Source organism: Carbonicoccus niuqiaonis, from assembly GCF_050157065.1.
Lineage (GTDB): Bacteria > Actinomycetota > Actinomycetes > Propionibacteriales > Propionibacteriaceae > Avipropionibacterium.
Genome location: NZ_CP189573.1, coordinates 3,168,051 through 3,190,247 on the forward strand (window position 1 = coordinate 3,168,051; position 22,197 = coordinate 3,190,247).

A 22,197-nucleotide genomic window follows, 5' to 3' on the forward strand; every position below is an offset into this window, starting at 1 on the left:
CACCACTCTAGACCGCGGGACGCGGTGTCCGACAGGGGTCGTCGGCGCTACGGGCTCGGTCGCGGGGTCGCCCGGACCTTGCCCGCGATCAGTTCCTGCCGGAGCTGGGCGACCTCGGCCCGGACGGCCGCCGGCACCTCGTCGGCGGACTCGGGCAGCTCCGCCAGGCTCGTGCCCCCGTTGCCCAAGGTGCCGACGACGGTCGTGTTGTCCGGCCGGTCCCCGGTCGTGGCCTGCTCGATGATGGCGTACAACACCGTGTCGGCGTTGCGTTCCACACTGGTGAGCAGCGCCCCACAGTGGTTCGGCACCGTTTCGCAACCGTTGCTGTCGGCCCAGATGGCCCGGATCGGCTCCCCGGTGGCGTCGATCGCGGTCAGGGTGCCGAGTGCGGACCGCCCCGCCACCGGGTAGATCACGTCGGCATCGGCGGCGATCAGGTCCTCGGTCATCCGTTGGGCGCGTTCGGTGTCGTCGAACGGGATGTCCCCACCGAGGAACTGGCCGGTCCTGGTCTTCGGGCTCCACCCCAGCACCTGCACCGAACCGCCGTGCACGGCGTTGTGGTGGGCCACCCCGAGCGCGAAGCCGTCCATCGCCTCGATCACCGACGGGAAGCGGTTGGCGCCGTAGGTCGCCACCGTCCGGGTCCGGGTGGTCGCTGCGGCCAGGTAACCGGCCAGGAAGGACGCCTGCGCGCGGTCGAACACCACCGGCTTGAGGTTGCGGACCGCCGGGAACGTGACCGGGTCCTCGTGTTCGACGATCACGAAGTCCAGCTCCGGGTGGGCCTGGGCCGCGGCCAGGGTCGCATCGGACAACGCGTACCCGACGGAGATGATCATGGTGCACTCGTTGTCGATCATGGCCTGGATCGCTCCGGCGTACTGTGCCGCCTCCGACACCGAACGCTGTTCGGTCTCCACGCCGAGGTCCTCCCGGGCCCGGTTCAGGCCGGCCACGGCGACCTGGTTGAGGGTGAGGTCGGTCAGGCTTCCCGGCCCGGCGACCAGACAGGCCTTCACCCGGGGGTCGACAGGAGTCGGTGACGACGACGGCGACGACGACGGTGCGCCCGGGGTCCCCGGAGTCTGCTCCGGTGGCTGCACTTCTGGCGTACACCCGACCAGCACCATGATCAACACGATCATGATCAACACCACCGACCGGTCGCGGTGGCGAGGACGCAGGGCCGAGCCGGCGGCCGGTCGGGGCCGCACCGGGCTGGCGTCCGTCATGCCGTGTCGACCGCCAGCTCGGCGAAGAGTCGGACACCGACGGCGATGGCCCGCTCGTCCACGGTGAAGTCGGGCTGGTGGATGTCGGGGAACGTCGGCACCCCCGGCGTCCGAACCCCCAGGCGCCCCAGGGCACCCGGCACCGACTGCAGCATCCACGCGAAGTCCTCACCACCCAGCGACTGCTCGGTCGGCTCATGGCCACCCGGCCCGAGCACGGCCGTGGCCGCACGGGTGAATCGTACGACCGAACGGGCATGGTTCACCGTCGGCGGGACACCTCGCTCATGATCGATGTCGATCTCCACGCCGTACGGGGCGACCAGCTGGCGCAACACCTCAGGCAGCACCTGCGACACCCGTTCCCAGCCGGCGAGGTCGAGGGCACGGACCGTGCCCGACAGCTCACCCCTGCTCGGGATGACGTTCGGCACCGTCCCCGCCGTCACCCGACCCCACACCAGCGACACCCCACCCCGCGGATCGATCCGCCGGGACAGCACCAGCGGTGCCTGTCCGGCCACGGCCACCAGGGCACCGATCACGTCCGGGGTCAGGTGTGGTCGCGCGGTGTGGCCGCCGGTACCCCGCACGGAGACGGTGAGCAGGTCGGTGGCCGCGGTCACCTCACCGGCGGCGAGCCCGACCTTGCCGACCTCGACCCGGGGGTCGCAGTGCACCGCGAAGACCTCCTCGACACCGACCAGCTCCCCGGCGTCGATCACCGACCTGGCACCGGTCAGCACCTCTTCGGCCGGTTGGAAGATGACCCGCACCGGACGGGGCAGCAGGCCCCGATCGCGCAGCCGGGCCGCCACCAGGGCCGTACCGACAGCGATCGCAGTGTGCACGTCATGGCCACAGGCGTGACTGACCCCGTCGTTCACCGACGCGTGGTCCACCGCCGACGTCTCCTGCACCGGCAGTGCGTCGATGTCGGCACGGAAGGCCACCACGCCGCCGTCGGCCGCTGGATCGGCCACCTCGGGGGCGATGTCCACCACGACCCCGGTGCCCGAGGCCAGTTCCCGGGGCGTCAGCCCGGCGGCCGACAGCACCGACATGATCCGACGCGTCGTCCGGAACTCCTGCCGCCCCACCTCCGGATGGGCGTGCAGGTCCCGGCGGAAGCCGATCAGTGTCTCCTCCAACTCCGCGACGAGGGAGCTGATCACCTCGCGTACGTGAGGCTCTGTCGTCCGATCGGGCATGCGGGCCAGTGTTCCAGACGTGCAGGCCGGGTTCAGAATCGCTCGTCCGGGGTGAACGTCCCCCAGACGCCGCGGAGGGTGTCACACACCTCACCCACGGTGGCCCGGCGCCGCAGTGCCGCCTTCATCGGCGGCAACACGTTCCTGTCCCCCGCGGCAGCGGCGGCCAGGTCGGCCAGCGCGCGCTCCACCCCGACCGTGTCGCGGGTGGCCCGCAGCGTGGCCAGCCGCTCGGCCTGCCGGGCCTCGATCCGCGGATCACCCCGCAGCGTCTCGTACGGTTCGTCCTCGTCGGCGAGGAACCGGTTGACGCCGACCACGATCCGCTCACCGTGCTCGATCTCGCGCGCGACGTCGTACGCACTCCGCTCGATCTCGGCCTTCTGGAACCCCTGCTCGATCGCCGCGACCGCACCACCCCGATCGGCCACCCGGCCCATCAGGTCGAGTGCCTCGGCCTCCACGTCGTCGGTCATCGCCTCCACCGCGTACGACCCGGCGAACGGATCCACGGTGGCGGTCAGGTCGGTCTCGTGGGCGATCACCTGCTGGGTACGCAACGCCAACCGTGCCGACTTCGGCGTGGGCAGCGCGAGGGCCTCGTCGTAGCTGTTGGTGTGCAACGACTGGGTCCCGCCGAAGATCGCGGCCAGCGCCTGCACCGTCACCCGGGCCAGGTTCACCTCGGGCTGCTGGGCGGTGAGCTGCACCCCGGCGGTCTGGGTGTGGAAGCGCAACATCAGCGACTTCGGGTTCGTCGCACCGAACGTCTCCCGCATCAGCCGGGCCCAGATCCGGCGGGCCGCGCGGAACTTCGCGACCTCCTCGAGCAGGGTCGTGCGGGACACGAAGAAGAAGCTCAACCGGGGCGCGAACGCGTCCACCTCGAGCCCGGCCGCCAGCGCCGCCTGCACGTACGCGATCCCGTTGGCCAGGGTGAACCCGATCTCCTGCGCCGGCGTCGCCCCGGCCTCGGCCATGTGGTAGCCCGAGATCGAGATCGTGTTCCACCGCGGCAGTTCGGTCGCACAGTAGGCGAAGGTGTCGCTGGCCAGCCGCAGCGAGGCCGCCGGCGGGAAGATGTAGGTGCCGCGGGCGATGTACTCCTTGAGCACGTCGTTCTGGATCGTGCCGGCCAGCCGGGCGGGGTCGGCCCCCGACTCCTCGGCGACCAGCTGGTAGAGCAACAGCAGCACCGCGGCCGGCGCATTGATCGTCATCGAGGTCGACACGTCGGCCAGGTCGATGCCGTCGAACAGCACCCGCATGTCGTCGATCGAGTCGATCGCGACACCCACCTTGCCGACCTCACCGGCGGCGATCGGGGCGTCGGAGTCGAACCCCATCTGCGTGGGCAGGTCGAACGCGACCGACAACCCGGTGGTGCCGTGGGTGATCAGTTCGCGGTACCGGGCGTTGGACTCCGCCGCGGTGCCGAAGCCGGCGTACTGCCGCATCGTCCACGGCCGGGCGGTGTACATCGTCGGGTAGATCCCACGGGTGTACGGGAACTCGCCCGGCGCACCCAGTGCGGTCGCCGGGTCGAACCCGGCTGCCGATGCCGCGTCATACACGGCGTGGATCTCGGTCCCGGACTGGGTACGGCGGGGGTCGGCTGGTGTACTGCTCACCCCCGCATTCTCACCCACCGGCCGGTTCCCGGCGCGGTGGGTGAGGCTGCGAGCGGTCGCAGGGACGTGGGTCAGCGGACCTGCAGGAACTCCGCATGGCTCATGTAGAAGGTGTTGTCGGCGTGCGGCTGCCGGAACGTCAGGTGCACCATCGCGGTGGCCGCGCCCTCGGGCACCCGCTCACAGCGGATGATCCTGTGCCACCGGTCGGTGATCCGGTGGATCCGCTGCCCCTGGCCGGCCAGCCCCCAGCCGATCACGGCACCGTCGGCGTCGTAGAAGTTCCACCACGGCGCCATCAGGCCCTGGGCGACCGGTGAGGAGTCGGCCCAGAAGTCGACCGACTGCACCAACAGGCCCTCGGTGACCGGGACGGTCTGCCGGACACCACTGTTGGCGCCACCGGTCATCTTGATCGCCTTGGTGCCGTCGATCGAGTGATCAAGAACGGCCCGCGGCTCCTCACGCAACAGCCCACCGATGTCGACGGTCCACGCCGCCAGATCGGGATCGGCGAAGGTCGGATCCTCACCCACGTTGACGAGTCGGCCGGCCGCGACGTCGAGCAGGGTCTGTGCGTACTCCCTGGTCCGGGCCGAGTCGCTGGTCTCGACGAGCTCCAACGCCTGGTCACGGATCCCCTGCCAGCCCGGCCGCTCGGCGAGCATGTACTGCGCGGTCTGCCACAGTGCGGAGTAGTTCCAGCCGGTCCACCACTGGCCGCGTTCCCACGCCTTGGTGAACGGGTGCTGGAAGGACCTGCCGGCCAGAACCGTACCCACCTCGATCTTGCGCTCGGCCTCGGTGACCCCGTGGTCGACCTTGGCCGCGGCGGCCAGGAATGTCTTGCGCATCGCGGCCGGATTCTGGGCGATCTCCAGATCACGCGGGTAGCTGTTGGCGGCGGCCTCGTAGTAGTCGAAGTAGTCGGCGATCACCTGCACCCTGGCCTGCGCCTCGGGTGACTCGCGTCCGGCGAGCGTGACGGCCCGGGTGAGCAGCGTACGGAGCCGCGGGAAGTCCAACGGGTCGACGCACTCCAGGTAGCTGCCGTCGTTGAAGTTGAAGTAGGTCTGCTGCACCGAGCTGGCGAAGAACTCGTGCTGCGGCATCCGACGCAGCCAGACGTCCTCCCAGTAGGAGAAGTACTCGGTCAGCAGTGGCTCGGCCGCCGGGCCGGCCACCTTGGTCAGCCACTCCTGCTGGAACGCGACCGGGTCGGTGTCGACGTCCCACATCATCGCAGCGAGGGTGTTGCCCTTCGGGCCCTCACCGAACGAAACGCCGGTCTCGGTGAAGATGTAGTTCACCCCGAGCCCCTTCAGTGTCTTGTAGACCTCACTCAGGTGCGGTGCCAGCATCCGCGGTGCGGTGTACACCGCGCCGTAGCTGTAGTCGTAGTAGGCCAGCTCGTTCGCTCGGTCGGCCCACTGCTGGATCCACGCGAGCTGCCCGGCCTTGAACTCAGGGTCGAGCCAGCCGGTCGTCTCCTTCACCAGGTACGGCACGATCTGCGGGTGCACGTCGAAGGCCGGCGGATCGTTGGTCTCGCGGTAGGCGATCGCGGAGAACTTCTTGCTGGCGTACTCCGGCCGCTCGGCCACCACGCCCGCCACCACCGCGTTGGCCCAGGTGAAGTAGTTGTCGGAGTGGTCGTAGATGCCGACGGAGTTGATCTTGGTGCGGTCGACCTCGTCCTCGCTGTAGCCACCGGAGTCGTTGACCGCCAGCGACATGTTGTCTCGCTGCGGGTTGGCGTCGAAGTAGGCGATCACCTGCTTGATGCCCTCGGTCACCAGGCCGGGCTCGGTGAAACGCGGCTGCCAGGCCGACACCGAGCCGGACCGTGGGATCACGGTCTCGCCGTTGCGGATCGGGTAGAACTCCGGATGGTAGGTCTCCGGCTTGGCCGGGTCGCCGTAGATCGCACTGTCGAAGAGCTTGCCCACGTAGTGGTTCTGGAAGATCGGATGGTGCATCCGGGCATGCATCCCCCACGTGTAGCGCGGCGAGTAGTAGAAGTCCCACCGCTCGGTGGCCTCCCCCGACGGCGGATCCGGATACATCGAGCGGCCGGCGAACGTCGGGTTGCTGATCAACAACCCCGGCTCGCACGAGATGGTGTCGCGATGCTCGAAGTCGGTGCCGTCCGGGCTCGACATCAGGTAGCTGACGCCCCAGTAGCGCTCCATGAACTCGTACACCCCGAACCGGGTGCCCCACGGGCTGCCGCCGAGAATGGTGATGGCCCGCGGCGTGACGTCGATCAGGAACCCGTCGTTGTCGAGCGTCTCGGCGGCGGCCACCAGCTCGGGCCGCGGCTCGGGGGCCAGTCGGCCCACGAAGACGTGCACCTGATCGGGGTTGAACGGGTAGTCGTCCCAGGTCTCGCCACGGAACACGTTGTTGGGGGGCATCGTCAGGCCGGTGATCCGCCCACCGAGCTGCTTCAGCTCGATGCTGAGCGCCTTGTAGTACTGCGCGTCCTCCCGGAACGTCTCGGCCATCCAGTGCTGGAACCGGACCTGGCCGTCCGAGACCAGCACGACCGGTTCGGCGGCGTGGGCGGCCGGCCGGAACGTCTGGGTGAAAAGTCCGGCCGCCAACGGTGCGGCGGCCATCCCGGCCAGCAGGGTGCGACGGGAGGTACGGGGGGTGGTCATCTTGACTCCTTCGTCAGAGGGCTATGACCGGATTCGACCACTAACCGCCGGTGACCGCAAGATCCGTCCCACGGATTCTCACCGGGACCCCTACCGCTCAGCGCACCTGACGGATCAGCGTCTCCGCGGCGTCGAGGATGCTGCGGGTCTCGTTCTCCCAGTTCGGTTCCTGGCCCCGGAACGGGCCGGTGGCCAGCGAGATGATCACCGCGGCGGCGCGCAGCCGGAGTTCGACGGGGTCGACCCGCTCGTCGAACACCGGCACCCACTCCTGCAGCAGCGACTGCACCCGGGCCGCCTGTTGGGCGTTCATCCGCTGCACCGTCGACATGTGCGCCACCAGGCAGGCCAGGTCGTCGGCCCGTCGACCCGGGCCGACGGTGTCGACGTCGAGCACCCCACTGATCACACCGCCGCTGACGAACACCTGCCCCTCGTGGAAGTCGCCGTGGGTGGCCTCCGTACCGAGCGGGATCTCGGCCAGGCCGTCGCGGATCAGGCCGGTCATCCACCTCAGCCGCGGTTCCTCGTACGGCAACGCCACCGCCACGATGTCGGCGTAGTGGGCCACCGAGTCGCTCCACGGCGCCCGCCGCTGCAACTGGGCCACCTGCAACGGCATGGCGTCGAGCACCCGGACCAGGTTCTCCCCGGTACAGGGTGCGACCGGGTCGAAGATGGCCTGGGCCAGCGGCCGCCCGGGCAGTTCCCGCAGCACCAGCAGGTGGTCAGGGGTGAACGCCGCGACGGCCGGCGCGGGCACGCCGGCGGCCAGCAGCAGTTGGTGACGCTGCAACACGTCATTGGCGACCTTCTCGCGCAGCACCTTCACGAACAACCGCTGCGGTCCGGCCGGGGTCGCCACGGTGACCTTCACCACCGCCCGTCGGCGGGGCCGGTAGCCGACCATCTCGAGGGTGACCTGGTCGGGTGACACCGGCGCCGGGAACACCCGGTACTCGTTGAGCACGCCGGCCATCTCGCTGGGGAAGGCGGCCCGGACCAGTCCCGGCAGGTCGGGGTCGCGCGGGTACAGCCACACGGCCACGGTCCGCTCACCGTCGGCGAACAGCACCGCCCGCTGGTCCGACGCGGTCGCGCCGCCGACCCGGGCACTCACGCCCAGCAGCTCGGCGCGCTCGCCGAAGTCCCACCGTACGGTCGCGGTGTAGGTGGCGGTGGTGCTGTGGTGCGGCTGGTTGTCCACGTGGTCGAGTTCCCACCGCAGCAACGTGCCGCCGCCGTGCTCGACGGCAGCGTGCAACAGCTTCCCCACGGCGTCGGTGGTGAGGAGTTCGACCCCGTCCGGGTCTTCCTGATCGGTCAACCAATCCCTCGCTGGTCAGTGGCCGGTGGCCGAGATCCTGCCGTTCGCGGAGTCATGATGCCACGGCCGGCCCGTCGTCGGGTCCGTCACCGCCGCACCGGCGGCAGCAGGCCCACCTTCTTGTACACCTTCGCCAGCGTTCGGCTGGCGACGCCGCGGGCCCGATCGGCGCCACGGGCGAGGATCTGCTCCAATTCGCTCCGTTCGCCCATCAACGCCAGGGTCCGCTCCCGGAACGGCGAGATCACCGTCGCGACAGCGTCGGCAGCCGCCCCCTTGAGGTCGCCGTACCCCTTGCCCTCGAACTCGCCCACCAACACGTCGATCGGGCGGCCGGAGAACGCGGACAGGATGGAGAGCAGGTTCGCCACGCCGGGCTTCGCCTCCTCGTCGTAGCTGATCTCGCGGCCCGAATCGGTCACCGCCGACCGGAACTTCTTGGCGTTCACCGCCGGCTCCTCCAACAGCTCGATGATCCCGTTCGGCGAGGACGCCGACTTGCTCATCTTCACCGTCGGGTCCTGCAGGTCCATGATCCGGCCGACCGACTTCACGATGTGTGGCTCGGGGACCACGAAGGTCGGCGAGTACCGGCTGTTGAACCGCTGCGCCAGGTCACGGGTCAGCTCGAGGTGCTGCCGCTGGTCCTCCCCGACCGGGACCTTGTCGGCCTGGTACAGCAGGATGTCGGCGGCCATCAGGATCGGGTACGTGAACAGGCCGACGTTCGCCTGGTCCTGGCCACCCTTGGCGGTCTTGTCCTTGAACTGCGTCATTCGGGCGGCATGCCCGAACCCGGTCATGGTGCTCAGCACCCACATCAGCTCGGCGTGCTCGGGGACGTGGCTCTGCACGAACACCGGCGCGGCCTCCGGGTCCACCCCGGCCGCCATGAACTGGGCGGCCGCCCGCAGGGTGCGCTGCCGCAACTCGGCCGGGGTCACCTCCACGGTCAGGGCGTGCAGGTCGCAGACGCCGAAGAAGGCTTCGTGGTCCTCCTGCAGGGCCACCCACTGACGCAGCGCGCCGAGGTAGTTTCCGAGGTGGAGCGAATCGGCCGTCGGCTGCATGAGCGAAAACACCCGGGGCTTGTCAGACATGGACGCATCTTGTCACGCAGGCGGCGCCCCTCGGCCACCCCGGTCGTTCACCTTCCGGTCACCCGGCCTGTGCAAGACTCGGCGCGTGACCCTGCGCGTGAGTGTGATCGGGACGGGATACCTGGGTGCGACCCATGCCGCCGGCATGGCCGAGTTCGGGCACGAGGTGATCGGGCTCGACATCGATCCCGACCGCATCGCCACCTTGAACTCCGGCCGCTCCCCCATCTACGAGGAGGGGCTGGAGCCGCTGCTGGTGCGCCACACCGCCTCGGGCCGGCTGCGCTTCACCACCGACTACGCCGACATCGCCGACTGGGCCGACATCCACTTCCTCTGTCTCGGTACGCCGCAGTCGGAGTCCGGGGCCGCCGACCTGAGCCAGCTCCACGCGGCGATCGACGCGCTGGCACCGCTGCTGACCCGCCCCACGCTGGTGGTCGGCAAGTCCACCGTCCCGGTCGGTACGGCCCCGGCACTGCTGGAGCGACTGCGCGCGGCCGCACCGGCCGGCGAGGGCGTCGAACTGGCCTGGAACCCCGAGTTCCTGCGCGAGGCGTACGCGGTCGACGACACCCTGCGGCCCGACCGGATCGTGCTGGGAGTGCAGTCGCCCAACGGCGCCCTCGACACGCTGCGCCGTTGCTACGCGATCCCGATCTCGGAGTCGGTCCCGGTCGTCACCTGCGACATCGCGACCGCGGAGTTGATCAAGGTCGCCGCGAACGCCTTCCTCGCGACCAAGATCAGCTTCATCAACGCGATGTCACGGATGTGCCAGGCCGCCGGAGGTGACGTCACCGTGCTGGCCGACGCGTTGGGCCACGACAAGCGCATCGGTCGGGAGTTCCTGAACGCCGGGCTCGGCTTCGGTGGTGGCTGTCTCCCGAAGGACATCCGCGCCCTGGCTGCCAGTGCGAGCGATCACGGGGTGGACGTGCTGGCCGACTTCATCGGCACCGTCGAGGGGATCAACGACGCCCAGCGTCACGAGGTGGCCGAGCTCGCGGTCGAGCAGCTCGACGGGAACGTGACCGGCCGCAAGATCGCCATCCTCGGTGCTGCGTTCAAGCCCGGCACCGACGACACCCGCAACTCCCCGGCCCTCACGGTCGCCACCTACCTCGCCGAGGCCGGGGCGGACGTCTGGGTGTACGATCCGCAGGCCGCCGTCCGGGGCCACAACATCACCCAGGCCAACTCGATCGAGGAGGCCTTTGACGGCGCCGAGCTCGTACTCCACCTCACCGAGTGGCCGGAGTTCCGGCACCTGGACCCGGCCGACGTCTCCGACCTGGTGACCAACAAGGTGTTGATCGACGGTCGACTCAAGCTGCACCGTCCCACCTGGACCCGGGCCGGGTGGAAGGTCGTCCAGCTGGGGCGCGCCGCAACCCTGTGACCCACGGGCCGCCCGGGCGCCCGAGAGATGAGAACCCATGGACTGGTTGTCGGCCTTCGCCGATGTGGTGCGACCGCTGCTCGCGCCCGACGAGCGCGCCCTGGTCGCGCAACACACCACCTACTTCGCCGGACACGAGGACTACGGCCAGCCGCGCCCCGACCTTGCCTCCACGTTGGCCGACCATGCCCTCGGCCTGCCGTCAGCCTGGAGTATGGAGCTGGCCGACAAGGTGGTGACGGGGGTGTCCCTGGTGGGCTGGCCCGGCTGCCTCGCCGAGGGGCTGCGCGACGCGCTGAACGAGGTCAGCACCGACCTTGTCGTCACCACCGAGCGGCTGCTGGCGGTGACCGGCATCGGGGAGAACGCTGCGCGCGTACTGTGGCAGGTCCCCCGGTCGCGGGTGATCAAGGTCGACCGAGCGCCGCGATTCGCCCAGGCCGGCCGCGTGATCATCGTCTTCGACGACCGGTCGGCGCTGGCGATGATGATGGGCCTGGTCAGTTCACGAGGTGCTCGTCGAGTCGTGGCCGCGTTCGGCACCGTCACCGCAGACTGACGACACCAGAACCCGCCGAGATGGTCCCGTCCGCGGCTACGCTCCAAGCTGACGAGGGGAACACAACGATGAACTTCCAGGTGAACACCGCCGAGCTCCGCTCGGCCGCAACCCAGTTCGAGCAGTTGGGCAAACAGTCGAAGGGTTTCGAGACCACCGCCGAGGGCATGAACCTCAGCGACGACCAGTTCGGTCGTGTGCCGGGCATCGCCAACCGGCTCTCCGAGGCCTACCAGGAGCATCGGTCTCAGTGCTTGGAGTCGATGCAGGGTTGCACCGAGGCGATCAACGCGGTCGCCGAGGGCCTGGAGAACACCGCCAAGCAGTACCAAGAGCTCGAGGACGCGATCGCTGAGGCCCTGGAACAGCTCCACAAGGCCATCCAGGAAGGGCAACCACAATGACCTACACCAATGCGTTGGAGAACTTCTACGCACAATGTCCCGGGCCGGTGCAGGAGGTGCTCAACGTCGGCGGTGCCTACGACAAGGTCAACGAAGGCCTCCACTGGATCACCGGTGACCCGCAGGGGTTGGCCGACATGGGCGTGAAGTACGCCCAGCTCGGCAGTCAGGTCGACCAGCTCGGCAGCCGCTTTACCCAGACCGGCCAGCAGATCTCGCAGTGGGAAGGGGACGCCCACACCGCCTTCCTGGCCAAGGTCAACGACTACGGCGAGAAGGTCGGGCAACTCGGCGAGGCGGTCACCAGCACCCAGGAACTGCTCAACAGCGCCGCCCAGGCGTGCGTCGACTGCGCGAACGCGATCATCGACATCGTCAAGATGTTCATCGAGTTCCTGATCGGCTCGCTGGTGATCGCTGCGGCCACCGCGGTGATCAGCTTGGGGGCGTCAGCGGCAGCATGGGTCGCCGCAAACCTGGCCCGCGGCGCCCAGCTGCTGTCCAGGGTCAGCCAACTGACCGCCAAGGTGGCCCAGTTCCTCGCCAAGCTGGCCCAGGTACTGACGCGGCTGGCCGAGATCCTGACCAAGATCGCGAAGATGCTGATGAAACTGGCCAAGTTCATCAAGAACACCTCGCTGTTCAAGAAGTCACCCTTGGGCGACATCGTGAAGGCAACCATCGCCAAGACGGTGATCAGCAAGATCCTCAACCCCGCCATCCCCGGAGCCGACCTACCGGCCGGCGGCGGGGAAGCCGTCGACGCCGCCGGGAATGCTCGGAGTGCCACGGACAACACCTCCGATGCAGAGCAAGCCGGCACCACTGCCCCGACGTTCTGATCTGGCCTCGAGCTGACGCTCGTCCCGGTCAGTCCCCGAGCTGACGTTCGTCCCGATCAGTCGTCGAGCTGTCGCTCCAGGGCATCCAGGTTGCCGGTGATCGCATCGAGCTGGGAGTCAAGAGCAGCCAGCTGGGCGTCGAAGGCAGCAATCCGCTCGTCCACCTTGGCCTCGAGGTCTGCCAGGTCTCCCGCACCGAGAGCCTGCCGCAACGCGGTGTTGACCGCGGTCACCACGCCGACCTCAACCGCCGTCGGACTGGTCACGTCACGGATCTCGACCCATCTGAACTCACCCGCCGGCGACACTGCTGCGGTCACCACCCCGTCGGGGCTCTTCGCCGTGATCTCCTCCGTACTGCCGCTCAACTGCGTCGGCTTCACCGGGTGCAGGGTTTCGTTGTCGCGAGCTCGCAGCTCGGCTTCGAAGTCGCGCGTCACCGGTTCTCCTTGTCCGCCGTGCCCGTGTCGAGCAGCTTCGCAAGCTCAGGAGGCAGCCCCTCCAGTTCCCGGATCGCCTGGGTGGTCGCGACCCTGGCCTGCTCCAGCGCCCGCCCACACGCCTCGTTGACGGCGCGGGACAGCCGGGTCGGCTGCAGGTCGTGGGTCTGCAGCAGCGTCACCGTCGAGAGCTTGAACTCGCCGTTGGCGACAACCTCGACGGTGCCGTCGTCGGACCGGACGGTGTAGCTGCGGGCCTGGATCTCCCGCAGCCGGTCCAAGACGTCGCCGTCCGCACCGGTGGGCGTCTCTGATTCGGTCATGAGGCGGATTCTGTCATGGCGGAGGGGCGCCGCGCTCGGGCTCGATCTGATGGAACGTGAGCCGGATTGCGGCGACACCATGGGGGCGGCACAGCCGTGAGGCTTCCCCGGAGGGGCGGACTCTGGCACGCTGTGTGAGGTCAGCACACGAAAGGTGTCCCATGTCCGACCCCACCACTGCCGAAATCACCCCGCCCCCGGTCGAACCCACCGCCAAGCGCTTGGCCGCAGAAGTCGTCGGCACCTTCGTCCTGGTGTTCGGCGGCTGCGGCTCCGCCGTCCTCGCCGCCGGATTCCTCGACCCGGACGGCACCCACCTCGGCATCGGCTTCCTCGGGGTGGCCCTCGCCTTCGGCCTCACCGTGCTCGTGATGGCCTTCGCGGTCGGTCACATCTCCGGGGGCCATTTCAACCCGGCCGTCACCCTCGGCTGTGCCGCCGCCGGTCGGATCGGCTGGAAGGACACGCCGCTCTACATCGTCGCGCAGCTCGTCGGCGGCATCCTCGGTGCGGCGGTGCTGTTCGTCATCGCCTCCGGACAGGAGGGCTTCGATGCCGTCGCGTCCGGCTTCGCCACCAACGGCTACGGCGACCTGTCCCCCGGCCAGTACTCGCTGCTGGCCTGCCTGGTGATCGAGATCGTACTGACCGCGGTGTTCCTGTACGTCATCCTCGGCGCCACGGACGACCGCGCCCCGGCCGGCTTCGCACCGATCGCGATCGGTCTGTCGTTGACCCTGATCCACCTGATCTCCATCCCGGTCACCAACACCTCGGTCAACCCGGCCCGGTCCATCGCCCCGGCCCTGTTCGCCGGGACGGCCCCGCTGAGTCAGGTCTGGCTGTTCATCGTGGCCCCGATCGTCGGCGCCCTGATCGCCGGCTTCACCTACAAGCCGTTGTTCGGTGCGCTGCGCTCCGCCACCGCTGGCTCGACCGTGGCCGCCTCGAACGGCTGATCAGGCGGGGCGAGGCGGCGCCCCGCGCGTGGACGGCCGGTCGGAACGCGATACCGTCGGGGTGCTGGAGGACGGCCGCGTTTCTCGTCCAGCCGCCTCATCTCACCGGTGCGGCGACACCCCGATCCCACGAGGAGTACCGACGTGAGCAAGACCCCCGTCAAGGTCGCCGTCACCGGCGCAGCCGGCCAGATCTGCTACAGCCTGCTGTTCCGCATCGCCAACGGCGACCTGTTGGGCGCCGACCAGCCGGTGGCCCTGCACCTGCTCGAGATCACCCCGGCCCTGAAGGCCCTCGAAGGTGTCGTGATGGAGCTTGACGACTGTGCGTACCCGCTGCTCGACAACGTCGTGATCGGCGACGACCCCAACACGGTGTTCGACGGCGTCAACATCGCCCTGCTGGTCGGCGCCAAGCCGCGCGGCAAGGGCATGGAACGTGGTGACCTGCTCAAGGACAACGGCGGCATCTTCGGCCCACAGGGCAAGGCCCTCAACGACCACGCCGCCGACGACGTGCGGGTGCTGGTGACCGGCAACCCGGCCAACACCAATGCGCTGATCGCGATGAAGAACGCCCCCGACGTGCCGGCCGAGCGCTTCAACGCGCTGACGCGCCTCGACCACAACCGGGCGATCTCGCAGCTGGCCGCCAAGACCGGCAGCTCGGTCAACGACATCACGCACATGACGATCTGGGGCAATCACTCCGCTACCCAGTACCCGGACCTGTTCCACGCCCAGGTCGGTGGCCGCAACGCTGCCGAACTGGTCAACGACCAGGCCTGGCTGGAGAACGAGTTCATCCCGACCGTCGCCAAGCGCGGCGCGGCGATCATCGAGGCCCGTGGCGCGTCCAGTGCCGCCAGCGCGGCCAACGCGACCATCGACCACATGCGCGACTGGGTCGCCGGCACCCCCGACGGCGACTGGGTCTCGATGTCGGTCCCGTCGGACGGTTCGTACGGTGTCCCCGAGGGCCTGGTGTCGTCGTTCCCGTGCACCACCGCCGGCGGCACCTACGAGATCGTCCAGGGGCTGGAGATCGACGACTTCTCCCGGACCAAGATCGACGCCTCGGTCGCCGAGCTCGTCGAGGAGCGCGACGCGGTCACCGCACTGGGCCTGATCAACTGATCCGGACCGAACATAGGAGAGACTGGGCGCCATGACTTCGCCATCTGATTCGAATTCGTCAGCTGATTCGGAATCGTCGGACTGGAAGCCGCGCGAGTGGCAGCCGCAGGACTGGCAGCCGGAGGCCGGTGCGACGGCCGACGCCCCGGGGGACCAGTCCGCCGGCAGCGGTGACGCCGCACCGCGGCGGGCCGCCGACGAGCCCACGGGCGCCGACACGGGTCGGGGCGATGCTGGTCAGGGCGATGCTGGTCAGGGCGACCAGTTCGGGACCGCGGCCGACGCCACCGACGGCGGATCGTACGGCGGCTGGGACGCCACCTCGACCGGTGGTGACTGGCAGCCGGGGTCGAGCAGTTCGGAGGCAACGGGGTCGGCCGCCGGGAGTGGGTCGTGGCAGGCGCCCGACTCGGACACGACCTCGACCGATGCCGGCGGTACCGGCGGCGACCCGCACGGGGACTACTTCTCGACCCCTGACAGCGGGGACAGTGAGAGCACGACCGCCGCCGATGACTACAGCCCGTACGACAGCCCCGGTGGTTTCGAGGCCCCACCGGCGACCGAGTCGACGTCGTCGGACCCGTACGGCGCCAGCAGCCAGCCATCCGCGGGCAGCGCCCCTGCCGGGCCGTACGGTCAGCCCACGGCAGCCGACCCGTACAGCCAGCCGTCGGCGAGCCCGTACGGCCAACCCTCGGCAACCGACCCGTACAGCCAGCCGTCGGCGAGCCCGTACGGCCAACCCTCGGCAACCGACCCGTACGGTCAGCCCTCGGCGGGGCCGAGCTCGGCCCCGTCGGCGGCCGGGCCGATCCAGGACCCGCAGCCCCATCAGCCCGGGTTCCCTGCCTACCAGCCGCCGGCCGGACAGCAGGGTGGCCCGGCGTACGGGCAGCCGCCGGCCCAGGGCTACGCGCAGCCGTCGCCGTACGGGCAGCAGGGCGGGTACGGCAGCAATCCGTACGCCACACCGGCCAGTGGGTACGGTGTCTCGCCGTACGCGGGCGCCGGCATGCAGGTCACCCACCCCAAGGCGGTTCCGGCACTGGTCACCGGCATCCTCGGCGTCGCCCTGGGCTGCTGCTTCCCGCTCAGCATCGTCGCGCTGGTGCTCGGCTTCCAGGCCCGCAACGACATCAACGCCGACTCCGCCAAGTACTCCGGCTCCGGGATGGCGCTGGCCGGCCTGATCCTGGGCGGCGTCGGCACCGCGGTCGGTGTGATGTGGTGGATCGTGCAGCTGATCAGCATGGCCAGCAGCTGACACCCAGGGGCTGACGGCCCGGCGGACGGCACCCGAAAGTCATGGGGTCACGGACTTTGGTCCGGACCCCCGGATGCGTCACAATGGGACCATGAGCAACCCGTACGACCACAATCCCTATGCGGCCCAGCAGCCTCAGCAGCAGCCGTACGTCCAGGCATCGCCGTACGGGGTGCCGATGACCACCACCCACCCGCAGAGCACGATCATCCTGGTGCTGGGCATCCTGTCCATCGTCGGGATCTCGGTCGTCGGCCCGGTCGCCTGGGTGATGGGCAACAAGGCGATCAAGGAGATCGACCAGAATCCTGCCGCCTACTCCGACCGGGGCACCGTGCAGGCCGGTCGCATCATGGGCATCATCGGCTCGGTCCTGCTGATCCTGGGCGTCGCGATCATGGTCATCTACTTCATCTTCCTGTTCCTGATCATCGGCACGGCCGCCACCACCGGCTACTGATCCGGAATCCACGGGCCCGGGCCGGTCACTGACCGGGCGCGTCCGGGACGACGACCGCGATCAACACGATCCCCACCGCCAGGATTGTCAGCGCCGCCACGTCGAACGTCCTCGATCGCACCTGCAGCAACCCCGACATCCGATCGGGCAACAGCAGCCGTGCCAGGGCACCGAGACCGACCGAGAGCCCGATGACCACCGCGCCCGGCCGCCACGTACCGGTCAGCGCAAGGAACTCCCCGACGCAGACGCCGGCCAGCACCAGGAGCAGCGGCCACTGGACGACAGGTCGCCGACCCACGCGCGCGGTGGTGGTCGTCATCGTCAACCTCGTGCGGTGACGCCCGCGCCCTGCGCCTGGGCCAACTGCGACTGGGCCAACTGCTGCTCGGCCCGGTCGACCACGTTGCTCAGCAACATCGCCCGGGTCAACGGGCCGACGCCGCCGGGCACCGGTGCGACCAGGGATGCCTTCTCCCACACGGATTCGTCGAGGTCACCGACGAGTCCGTCGTCGGTCCGGCTGATCCCGACCGCCACCAGGACCGCTTGATCCTTGATCATCTCGGCGGTGATCAACCGGGGTACGCCGGCCGCGGCGATCACCACGTCAGCGGTACGGGTGTGGGCGGCGAGGTCACGGGTGCCGGTGTGGCACAGCGTGACCGTCGAGTTCTCCGACTTGCGGGTCAGCACCAGCCCCATCGGGCGTCCGATCGTGGTGCCCCGACCGATCACGCACACCTCGGCCCCGGCCAGTTCGACGTCGTGGGCGCGGAGCAGTTCGACGATCCCGCGAGGGGTGCACGGCAGGGGACCGGGTGTCCCGAGCACCAACCGTCCCAGGTTGGTCGGGTGCAGGCCGTCGGCGTCCTTGGCCGGGTCCATCCGTTCCAGGGCGGCGTTCTCGTCCAGCTGCTTCGGCAACGGCAGCTGCACGATGTAGCCGGTACAGGCCGGATCCTCGTTCAACCGATCCAACTCGGCGTCCAACCTGGCCTGGTCGACGTCGGCCGGCAGGTCGACCCGGATCGAGTTGATCCCCACCTCGGCGCAGTCGCGGTGCTTGCCGCGGACGTAGGAGTGGCTCCCCGGGTCGTCGCCGACCAGCACGGTGCCGAGCCCCGGGACGATGCCGGCGGCGGTCAGGTCGGTGACCCGACGGCGCAGGTCCTCCTTGATCGAGGCAGCCAGCGGCTTGCCCATCATCTTCGCTGCGGTCATGATCAACTCCGGCTCAGTGGTAGAAGTGGCGGGAACCGGTCAGGTACATGGTGACCCCGGCGGCGTCGGCGGCGGCGATCGTCTCGTCGTCCCGCTTGGAACCACCAGGCTGCACGATCGCCCGTACGCCGGCGTCCAACAACACCTGGGCGCCGTCGGCGAACGGGAAGAACGCGTCGGAGGCAGCCACCGATCCCTGGGCCCGGTCACCGGCCCGCTCCACGGCGAGCTTGCACGAGTCGACCCGGTTGACCTGCCCCATCCCGACCCCGACCGAGGCGCCGTCGTCGGCGAGCAGGATGGCGTTCGACTTCACCGCCCGGCAGGCCTTCCACGCGAACGCGAGATCGGCCAGGGTCCGTTCGTCGGCCGGTTCCCCTGCGGCGAGCGTCCAGTTCGCCGGATCGTCCCCGTCGGCGTCGATCGCGTCGGTGGTCTGCATCAGCAGCCCGCCGTCGATGGCGCGGGTCTCGACGCCACCGGTCGTGCGGTCGGCGACCTTCAGGATGCGTACGTTCTTCTTGCGGGCCAGGATCTCGAGCGCGGCCGGCTCGTAGTCGGGGGCGCAGATCACCTCGGTGAACACCTCGGCGACCTGTTCGGCCATCGCGACGGTGACGGTGCCGTTGGCCGCGATCACACCACCGAACGCGGACAGCGGGTCGCAGGCGTGTGCCCGGCGGTGCGCCTCGGCGATGTCGGCGCCGACCGCGATGCCGCACGGGTTGGCGTGCTTGATGATCGCCACCGCCGGCCGGTCGAAGTCGTACGCGGCACGTCGCGCGGCGTCGGTGTCGACGTAGTTGTTGTACGACATCTCCTTGCCGTGCAGCTGTTCCGCTCCGGCCAGCCCGCCCGGGCCATGGCCACTGCGGTAGAGCGCCGCCCGCTGGTGCGGGTTCTCGCCGTACCGGAGCACGGCCTGTCGGTCCCAGGTGGCGCCGACCCAGGCCGGGAAGCCGGTGCCGTCGGAGGTGTCGGTCAGCACGTTGCCCAGCCAACTGGCCACGGCGACGTCGTAGCTGGCGGTGTGCACGAACGCCTTCGCCGCCAGGACGGTCCGCTCGGCCAGGCTGAACCCGCCGGTCGACAGCGCTTCGATGACCTGGCCGTAGTCGGCCGGGCTGGTGATCACCGCGACCGAGGGGTGGTTCTTGGCGGCGGCCCGCACCATCGACGGGCCACCGATGTCGATCTGTTCGACGCACTCGTCGGGGGTGGCACCGGAGGCGACGGTCTCGGTGAACGGGTAGAGGTTGCAGATCACCAGGTCGAACGGGGCGACGCCCAGGTCGGCGAGCTGCTGCCGGTGCGACTCGAGTCGACGGTCGGCGAGCAGGCCGGCGTGCACCTTGGGGTGCAGCGTCTTGACCCGACCGTCGAGGCATTCGGGGAAGCCGGTCAGTTCTTCGACAGGGGTGACCTGCAGGCCGGTCTCGGCCAACTTCTTGGCGGTGCTGCCGGTGGAGACGACCTCCACCCCGGCCGCGGCGAGGGCCTCGCCCAGCTCGGCCAGGCCGGCCTTGTCGTACACCGACACCAGGGCACGGCGGACCGGGATCCGGCCGGTCTCGGGGTCGGGTGTGGTCGTGTCGGGATTGACGGCTGCGCTCATCGCTCGCTCCTGCTGGATCGACGTTCGCGCACCCAGGCGGGCGATGCGCGGCTGTGGGTTGGTTCACTCCCCGGTGGTGGTCCACCTGCGCCAGTCGTGTGCGCCTCAGGTTAGTGCATCACCCGCGCCGGGATCCACGCCGGTCCCCGCCCGCGCGGCAGCCTCGACCGTGACAGCCACACAGGTTCCTCGCCACGGCACAGCTTCCTCGCCGCGACACGCGTTTCCGGGCCCTGCAACCTGTGTCACGACGAGGAAGTTGTGCGTTGGTCGGGTACACGAAGGCCCAGCCGTGCGGTCGCACCCTCCGTACGGTCAGGAGAGCGAGGCCTCGCCGCTGGCGCAGCGACGCAGGTGCTCGACGAGCATGGTGCGTTCGGCCTGCTTGATCCGCTCGTGCAGGGATTCCTCGGTGTCGTCGTCGGCGACCGGGACCGCCACCTGGGCGAGGATGCGACCACTGTCGACGCCTTCGTCGACGACGAACAGCGTGGCGCCGGCGACCTTCACCCCGTACGCCAACGCGTCGCGGACCCCGTACATCCCGGGGAAGGCCGGCAGCAGGGCCGGGTGGGTGTTGAGCATGCGGCCGGGGAAGCGGGCCAGGAAGGCAGGCCCGACCAGCTTCATGAAGCCGGCCGACACGACCAGGTCGGGCTCGTGGGCGGCGACCAGCTCGGTCAGCTCGGCGTCCCAGGCAGCCCGGTCCGATCCCTTGCGGTACGGCAGGCAGAAGGTGGGGATCCCGGCCTGCTCGGCGCGGGTCAGTCCGTACGCACTGCTGCGATCCGCACCGACGGCAACGACCTCGGCCCCGTACGTGGGGTCGGCGGCCGCGTCGAGCACGGCCTGCAGCAGGGTTCCCGAACCGGACACGAGGACGACGACGCGCAGCACGCGCACAGGGTAGTCGACGGGGCCGGGGGTCCGTCTCAGTCGGCGTCGGGCCGGGGGCGGCGGACGAGGCCCCACGCCAGACCGACCAGCATCCCCGACACGCCCAGCAGCGCGGGGGCGATCACCACCAGCCCGAGCAGGTCCGGCCCCAGCCCGGTGAGGCGGTTGCTGCCGAGGTCGCCGCGGGCCAGCACGGCGAGCCCGGTGGTCACCAGCCCGGAGACGGTCCCGGCCAACCCGCCCACCAGCGCGGTCTCGTCGAACCGGGCGCGCGGCCGGGCCCGCATCACCGTCGCGGCCGCGACCGCGCCGGCCGCCACCCCGACCAGCAGCCACAGCAGCTCGACCGGCTCCCCGGGCCCCTCCGGCGGTAGGGCACCCAGGACCGGGACGGCGGGCAGCAGCCCGAGCTGGGTGTCCGACAACGACACCACGGTCCCGGTCCCGACCGAGAAACCGGGACCGAGGACGAACGAGGCGGACCAGATCAGCAGGGTCGGCAGGTAGCCGAGCTGCAGCGCGACCAGCGCGATGGCCCCGGGGGCACCGCCGCCGAGTGAACTGCCGAGCGAGGTCACCCGCTCGGCGTTCTGCAGCAGGGTGACCGTCAGCGCCGCGGCCGCGCCCACCACCACGACCAGCTGGGCCGCCAGCACCGCTCGCGGCACCGGCTGCGCCCACCGCGGCAGCCGGGCCACCGGGTCGAGTTGGGTGCCGTTCACCACACCCCACGCCACGGCGGGGAGCGTGATCAGCAGGCTCCCCAGGACAGCGCGTCCGACGTCGACCGCCGGGACCAGCAGCAGGCTCATCAGCAGCGGTACGAGGTAGCAGCCGAGGACGACACCGCCGGTCCTCGCGCCGAGCCGTACCCGGATCCGGTCGTCGGTCGCTGCGGCGGCGTCCCGCGCGGCCTCGGCCAGCAAGGCCTGGTGGGCCGCGAAGGCCGCGGCACTGCGTACGCACACGAAGACGACCAGGCTGATGCCCAGGGGTACGAGGGTCCAGACCGCCTCGGCCATCGGGACGCCGGCGCCGTGGGCGAGTTGCCAGAAGCGGGTGCCCAACACCATCGCCTGGTCGAGGTCGCCGACCGCCCCGGGCAGCCACCCCACGACCGTCAACCCGGTGACCAGGACCCACCCGGCGAGGGCGGCCAGCAGGCCACCACCGATCGAGGCCGGCAACCACCCGAGGACGGGGTCGGGATGATCCGGCGCCGCCGTTCGTTCCAGTGGCGACAGGGTGCGCAATCGGACGCGGCGGCTCCTGAGGCGGGGCGGTCGAGGGGAAGGCATGGCGATTCATTCTCGGCTCGCAACTCCTCGAACCGTCCCCGGACACGCCGGTCACCGGCAGTTGGCCGTCACGGCCGAGCTTGCACATCGGACGGAGGACAAAGACAATGCCAAGGGATCATTCGACGCCCACACCACGGAGTCGGCGCTCGATGTCGCCGGATTTGGGTTCATCTGTAACGATTGGGCCTCGATGTTGC

The 22,197-nt window shown here is 69.8% G+C and carries 21 protein-coding genes and 1 riboswitch; of the genes, 8 read left to right on the top strand and 13 right to left on the bottom strand.

The annotated features are described in order from the left end of the window. Positions 1-47: 47 nt before the first annotated feature. The 6 genes from ACQBAU_RS14520 to trpS all read right to left on the bottom strand — a co-directional run bounded on the left by ACQBAU_RS14520 (position 48) and on the right by trpS (position 9,170). Complete coding sequence (locus ACQBAU_RS14520) at positions 48-1,238, bottom strand: BMP family lipoprotein (protein WP_465256030.1); 1,191 nt, start codon at positions 1,236-1,238, stop codon at positions 48-50. After that, complete coding sequence (locus ACQBAU_RS14525; protein WP_465256031.1) at positions 1,235-2,449, bottom strand: amidohydrolase; 1,215 nt, start codon at positions 2,447-2,449, stop codon at positions 1,235-1,237. The genes ACQBAU_RS14520 and ACQBAU_RS14525 overlap by 4 nt, the downstream gene beginning before the upstream one ends. 32 nt (positions 2,450-2,481) lie before the next feature. Next, complete coding sequence (locus ACQBAU_RS14530; protein WP_465256032.1) at positions 2,482-4,080, bottom strand: acyl-CoA mutase large subunit family protein; 1,599 nt, start codon at positions 4,078-4,080, stop codon at positions 2,482-2,484. A 71-nt stretch (positions 4,081-4,151) separates the two neighbouring features. After that, positions 4,152-6,743: a DUF4838 domain-containing protein gene (locus tag ACQBAU_RS14535; protein ID WP_465256033.1), complete on the bottom strand. Its 2,592-nt coding sequence runs from the start codon at positions 6,741-6,743 to the stop codon at positions 4,152-4,154. A 97-nt stretch (positions 6,744-6,840) separates the two neighbouring features. After that, positions 6,841-8,070 carry a phosphotransferase gene (locus tag ACQBAU_RS14540; RefSeq protein WP_434548326.1) on the bottom strand — a complete coding sequence of 410 codons (1,230 nt, stop codon included), beginning with the start codon at positions 8,068-8,070 and terminating at the stop codon, positions 6,841-6,843. Positions 8,071-8,156: 86 nt separating this feature from the next. Next, on the bottom strand, positions 8,157-9,170 hold the full coding sequence (gene trpS, locus ACQBAU_RS14545; RefSeq protein WP_465256034.1) for a tryptophan--tRNA ligase: 1,014 nt from the start codon (positions 9,168-9,170) through the stop codon (positions 8,157-8,159). Positions 9,171-9,255: 85 nt separating this feature from the next. Between trpS and ACQBAU_RS14550 the strand changes: the two genes are divergently transcribed. From ACQBAU_RS14550 to ACQBAU_RS14565, 4 genes are all read left to right on the top strand, one after another. Next, complete coding sequence (locus tag ACQBAU_RS14550) at positions 9,256-10,572, top strand: UDP-glucose dehydrogenase family protein (protein ID WP_465256035.1); 1,317 nt, start codon at positions 9,256-9,258, stop codon at positions 10,570-10,572. Between the two features lie 37 nt (positions 10,573-10,609). Then, positions 10,610-11,131, top strand: coding sequence for a hypothetical protein (locus tag ACQBAU_RS14555; RefSeq protein WP_434548323.1), 522 nt, complete (start codon positions 10,610-10,612; stop codon positions 11,129-11,131). A gap of 68 nt (positions 11,132-11,199) precedes the next feature. Continuing rightward, positions 11,200-11,535, top strand: coding sequence for a type VII secretion target (locus ACQBAU_RS14560; RefSeq protein ID WP_434548322.1), 336 nt, complete (start codon positions 11,200-11,202; stop codon positions 11,533-11,535). Further along, positions 11,532-12,377, top strand: coding sequence for a WXG100 family type VII secretion target (locus ACQBAU_RS14565; protein WP_465256036.1), 846 nt, complete (start codon positions 11,532-11,534; stop codon positions 12,375-12,377). Before ACQBAU_RS14560 ends, ACQBAU_RS14565 begins: the two co-directional genes overlap by 4 nt. A gap of 56 nt (positions 12,378-12,433) precedes the next feature. Here ACQBAU_RS14565 and ACQBAU_RS14570 read toward each other — a convergent pair whose 3' ends face one another. Together ACQBAU_RS14570 and ACQBAU_RS14575 are read right to left on the bottom strand one after the other, a co-directional pair. Further along, on the bottom strand, positions 12,434-12,817 hold the full coding sequence (locus tag ACQBAU_RS14570) for a hypothetical protein (RefSeq protein ID WP_465256037.1): 384 nt from the start codon (positions 12,815-12,817) through the stop codon (positions 12,434-12,436). Then, the gene (locus tag ACQBAU_RS14575; RefSeq protein WP_434548319.1) at positions 12,814-13,140 is read right to left on the bottom strand and encodes a YbaB/EbfC family nucleoid-associated protein; all 327 of its coding nucleotides are present in this window, start codon (positions 13,138-13,140) and stop codon (positions 12,814-12,816) included. Before ACQBAU_RS14575 ends, ACQBAU_RS14570 begins: the two co-directional genes overlap by 4 nt. Before the next feature lie 161 nt (positions 13,141-13,301). Between ACQBAU_RS14575 and aqpZ the strand changes: the two genes are divergently transcribed. From aqpZ to ACQBAU_RS14595, 4 genes are all read left to right on the top strand, one after another. Further along, positions 13,302-14,099 (top strand): aquaporin Z, encoded by a 798-nt coding sequence (gene aqpZ, locus ACQBAU_RS14580; RefSeq protein ID WP_434548318.1) that lies wholly within the window; start codon positions 13,302-13,304, stop codon positions 14,097-14,099. Between the two features lie 144 nt (positions 14,100-14,243). Then, positions 14,244-15,236, top strand: coding sequence for a malate dehydrogenase (locus tag ACQBAU_RS14585; RefSeq protein WP_465256038.1), 993 nt, complete (start codon positions 14,244-14,246; stop codon positions 15,234-15,236). Between the two features lie 31 nt (positions 15,237-15,267). Further along, positions 15,268-16,503: a DUF4190 domain-containing protein gene (locus tag ACQBAU_RS14590; protein ID WP_434548316.1), complete on the top strand. Its 1,236-nt coding sequence runs from the start codon at positions 15,268-15,270 to the stop codon at positions 16,501-16,503. A 91-nt stretch (positions 16,504-16,594) separates the two neighbouring features. Continuing rightward, positions 16,595-16,963, top strand: coding sequence for a hypothetical protein (locus tag ACQBAU_RS14595; RefSeq protein ID WP_434548315.1), 369 nt, complete (start codon positions 16,595-16,597; stop codon positions 16,961-16,963). A gap of 25 nt (positions 16,964-16,988) precedes the next feature. Here the strand turns inward: ACQBAU_RS14595 and ACQBAU_RS14600 are convergent, their stop codons facing one another. From ACQBAU_RS14600 to ACQBAU_RS14620, 5 genes are all read right to left on the bottom strand, one after another. Continuing rightward, positions 16,989-17,285 (bottom strand): DUF3017 domain-containing protein, encoded by a 297-nt coding sequence (locus tag ACQBAU_RS14600; protein WP_434548314.1) that lies wholly within the window; start codon positions 17,283-17,285, stop codon positions 16,989-16,991. 2 nt (positions 17,286-17,287) lie between these two features. Then, entirely contained in the window at positions 17,288-18,187 is a 900-nt protein-coding gene (locus tag ACQBAU_RS14605) for a bifunctional methylenetetrahydrofolate dehydrogenase/methenyltetrahydrofolate cyclohydrolase (RefSeq protein WP_434548313.1), read from the bottom strand. Between the two features lie 13 nt (positions 18,188-18,200). Continuing rightward, on the bottom strand, positions 18,201-19,802 hold the full coding sequence (gene purH, locus ACQBAU_RS14610) for a bifunctional phosphoribosylaminoimidazolecarboxamide formyltransferase/IMP cyclohydrolase (RefSeq protein WP_434548312.1): 1,602 nt from the start codon (positions 19,800-19,802) through the stop codon (positions 18,201-18,203). 23 nt (positions 19,803-19,825) lie between these two features. Next, a riboswitch (ZMP/ZTP riboswitch) is annotated at positions 19,826-19,910 on the bottom strand. A gap of 207 nt (positions 19,911-20,117) precedes the next feature. After that, positions 20,118-20,699, bottom strand: a complete 582-nt coding sequence (gene purN / locus ACQBAU_RS14615) for a phosphoribosylglycinamide formyltransferase (RefSeq protein ID WP_434548311.1) — start codon at positions 20,697-20,699, stop codon at positions 20,118-20,120. A gap of 35 nt (positions 20,700-20,734) precedes the next feature. After that, a complete protein-coding gene (locus ACQBAU_RS14620) occupies positions 20,735-21,997 on the bottom strand; it encodes a cell division protein PerM (RefSeq protein ID WP_434548310.1) in 1,263 nt (420 codons plus the stop codon). Positions 21,998-22,197 lie beyond the last annotated feature (200 nt).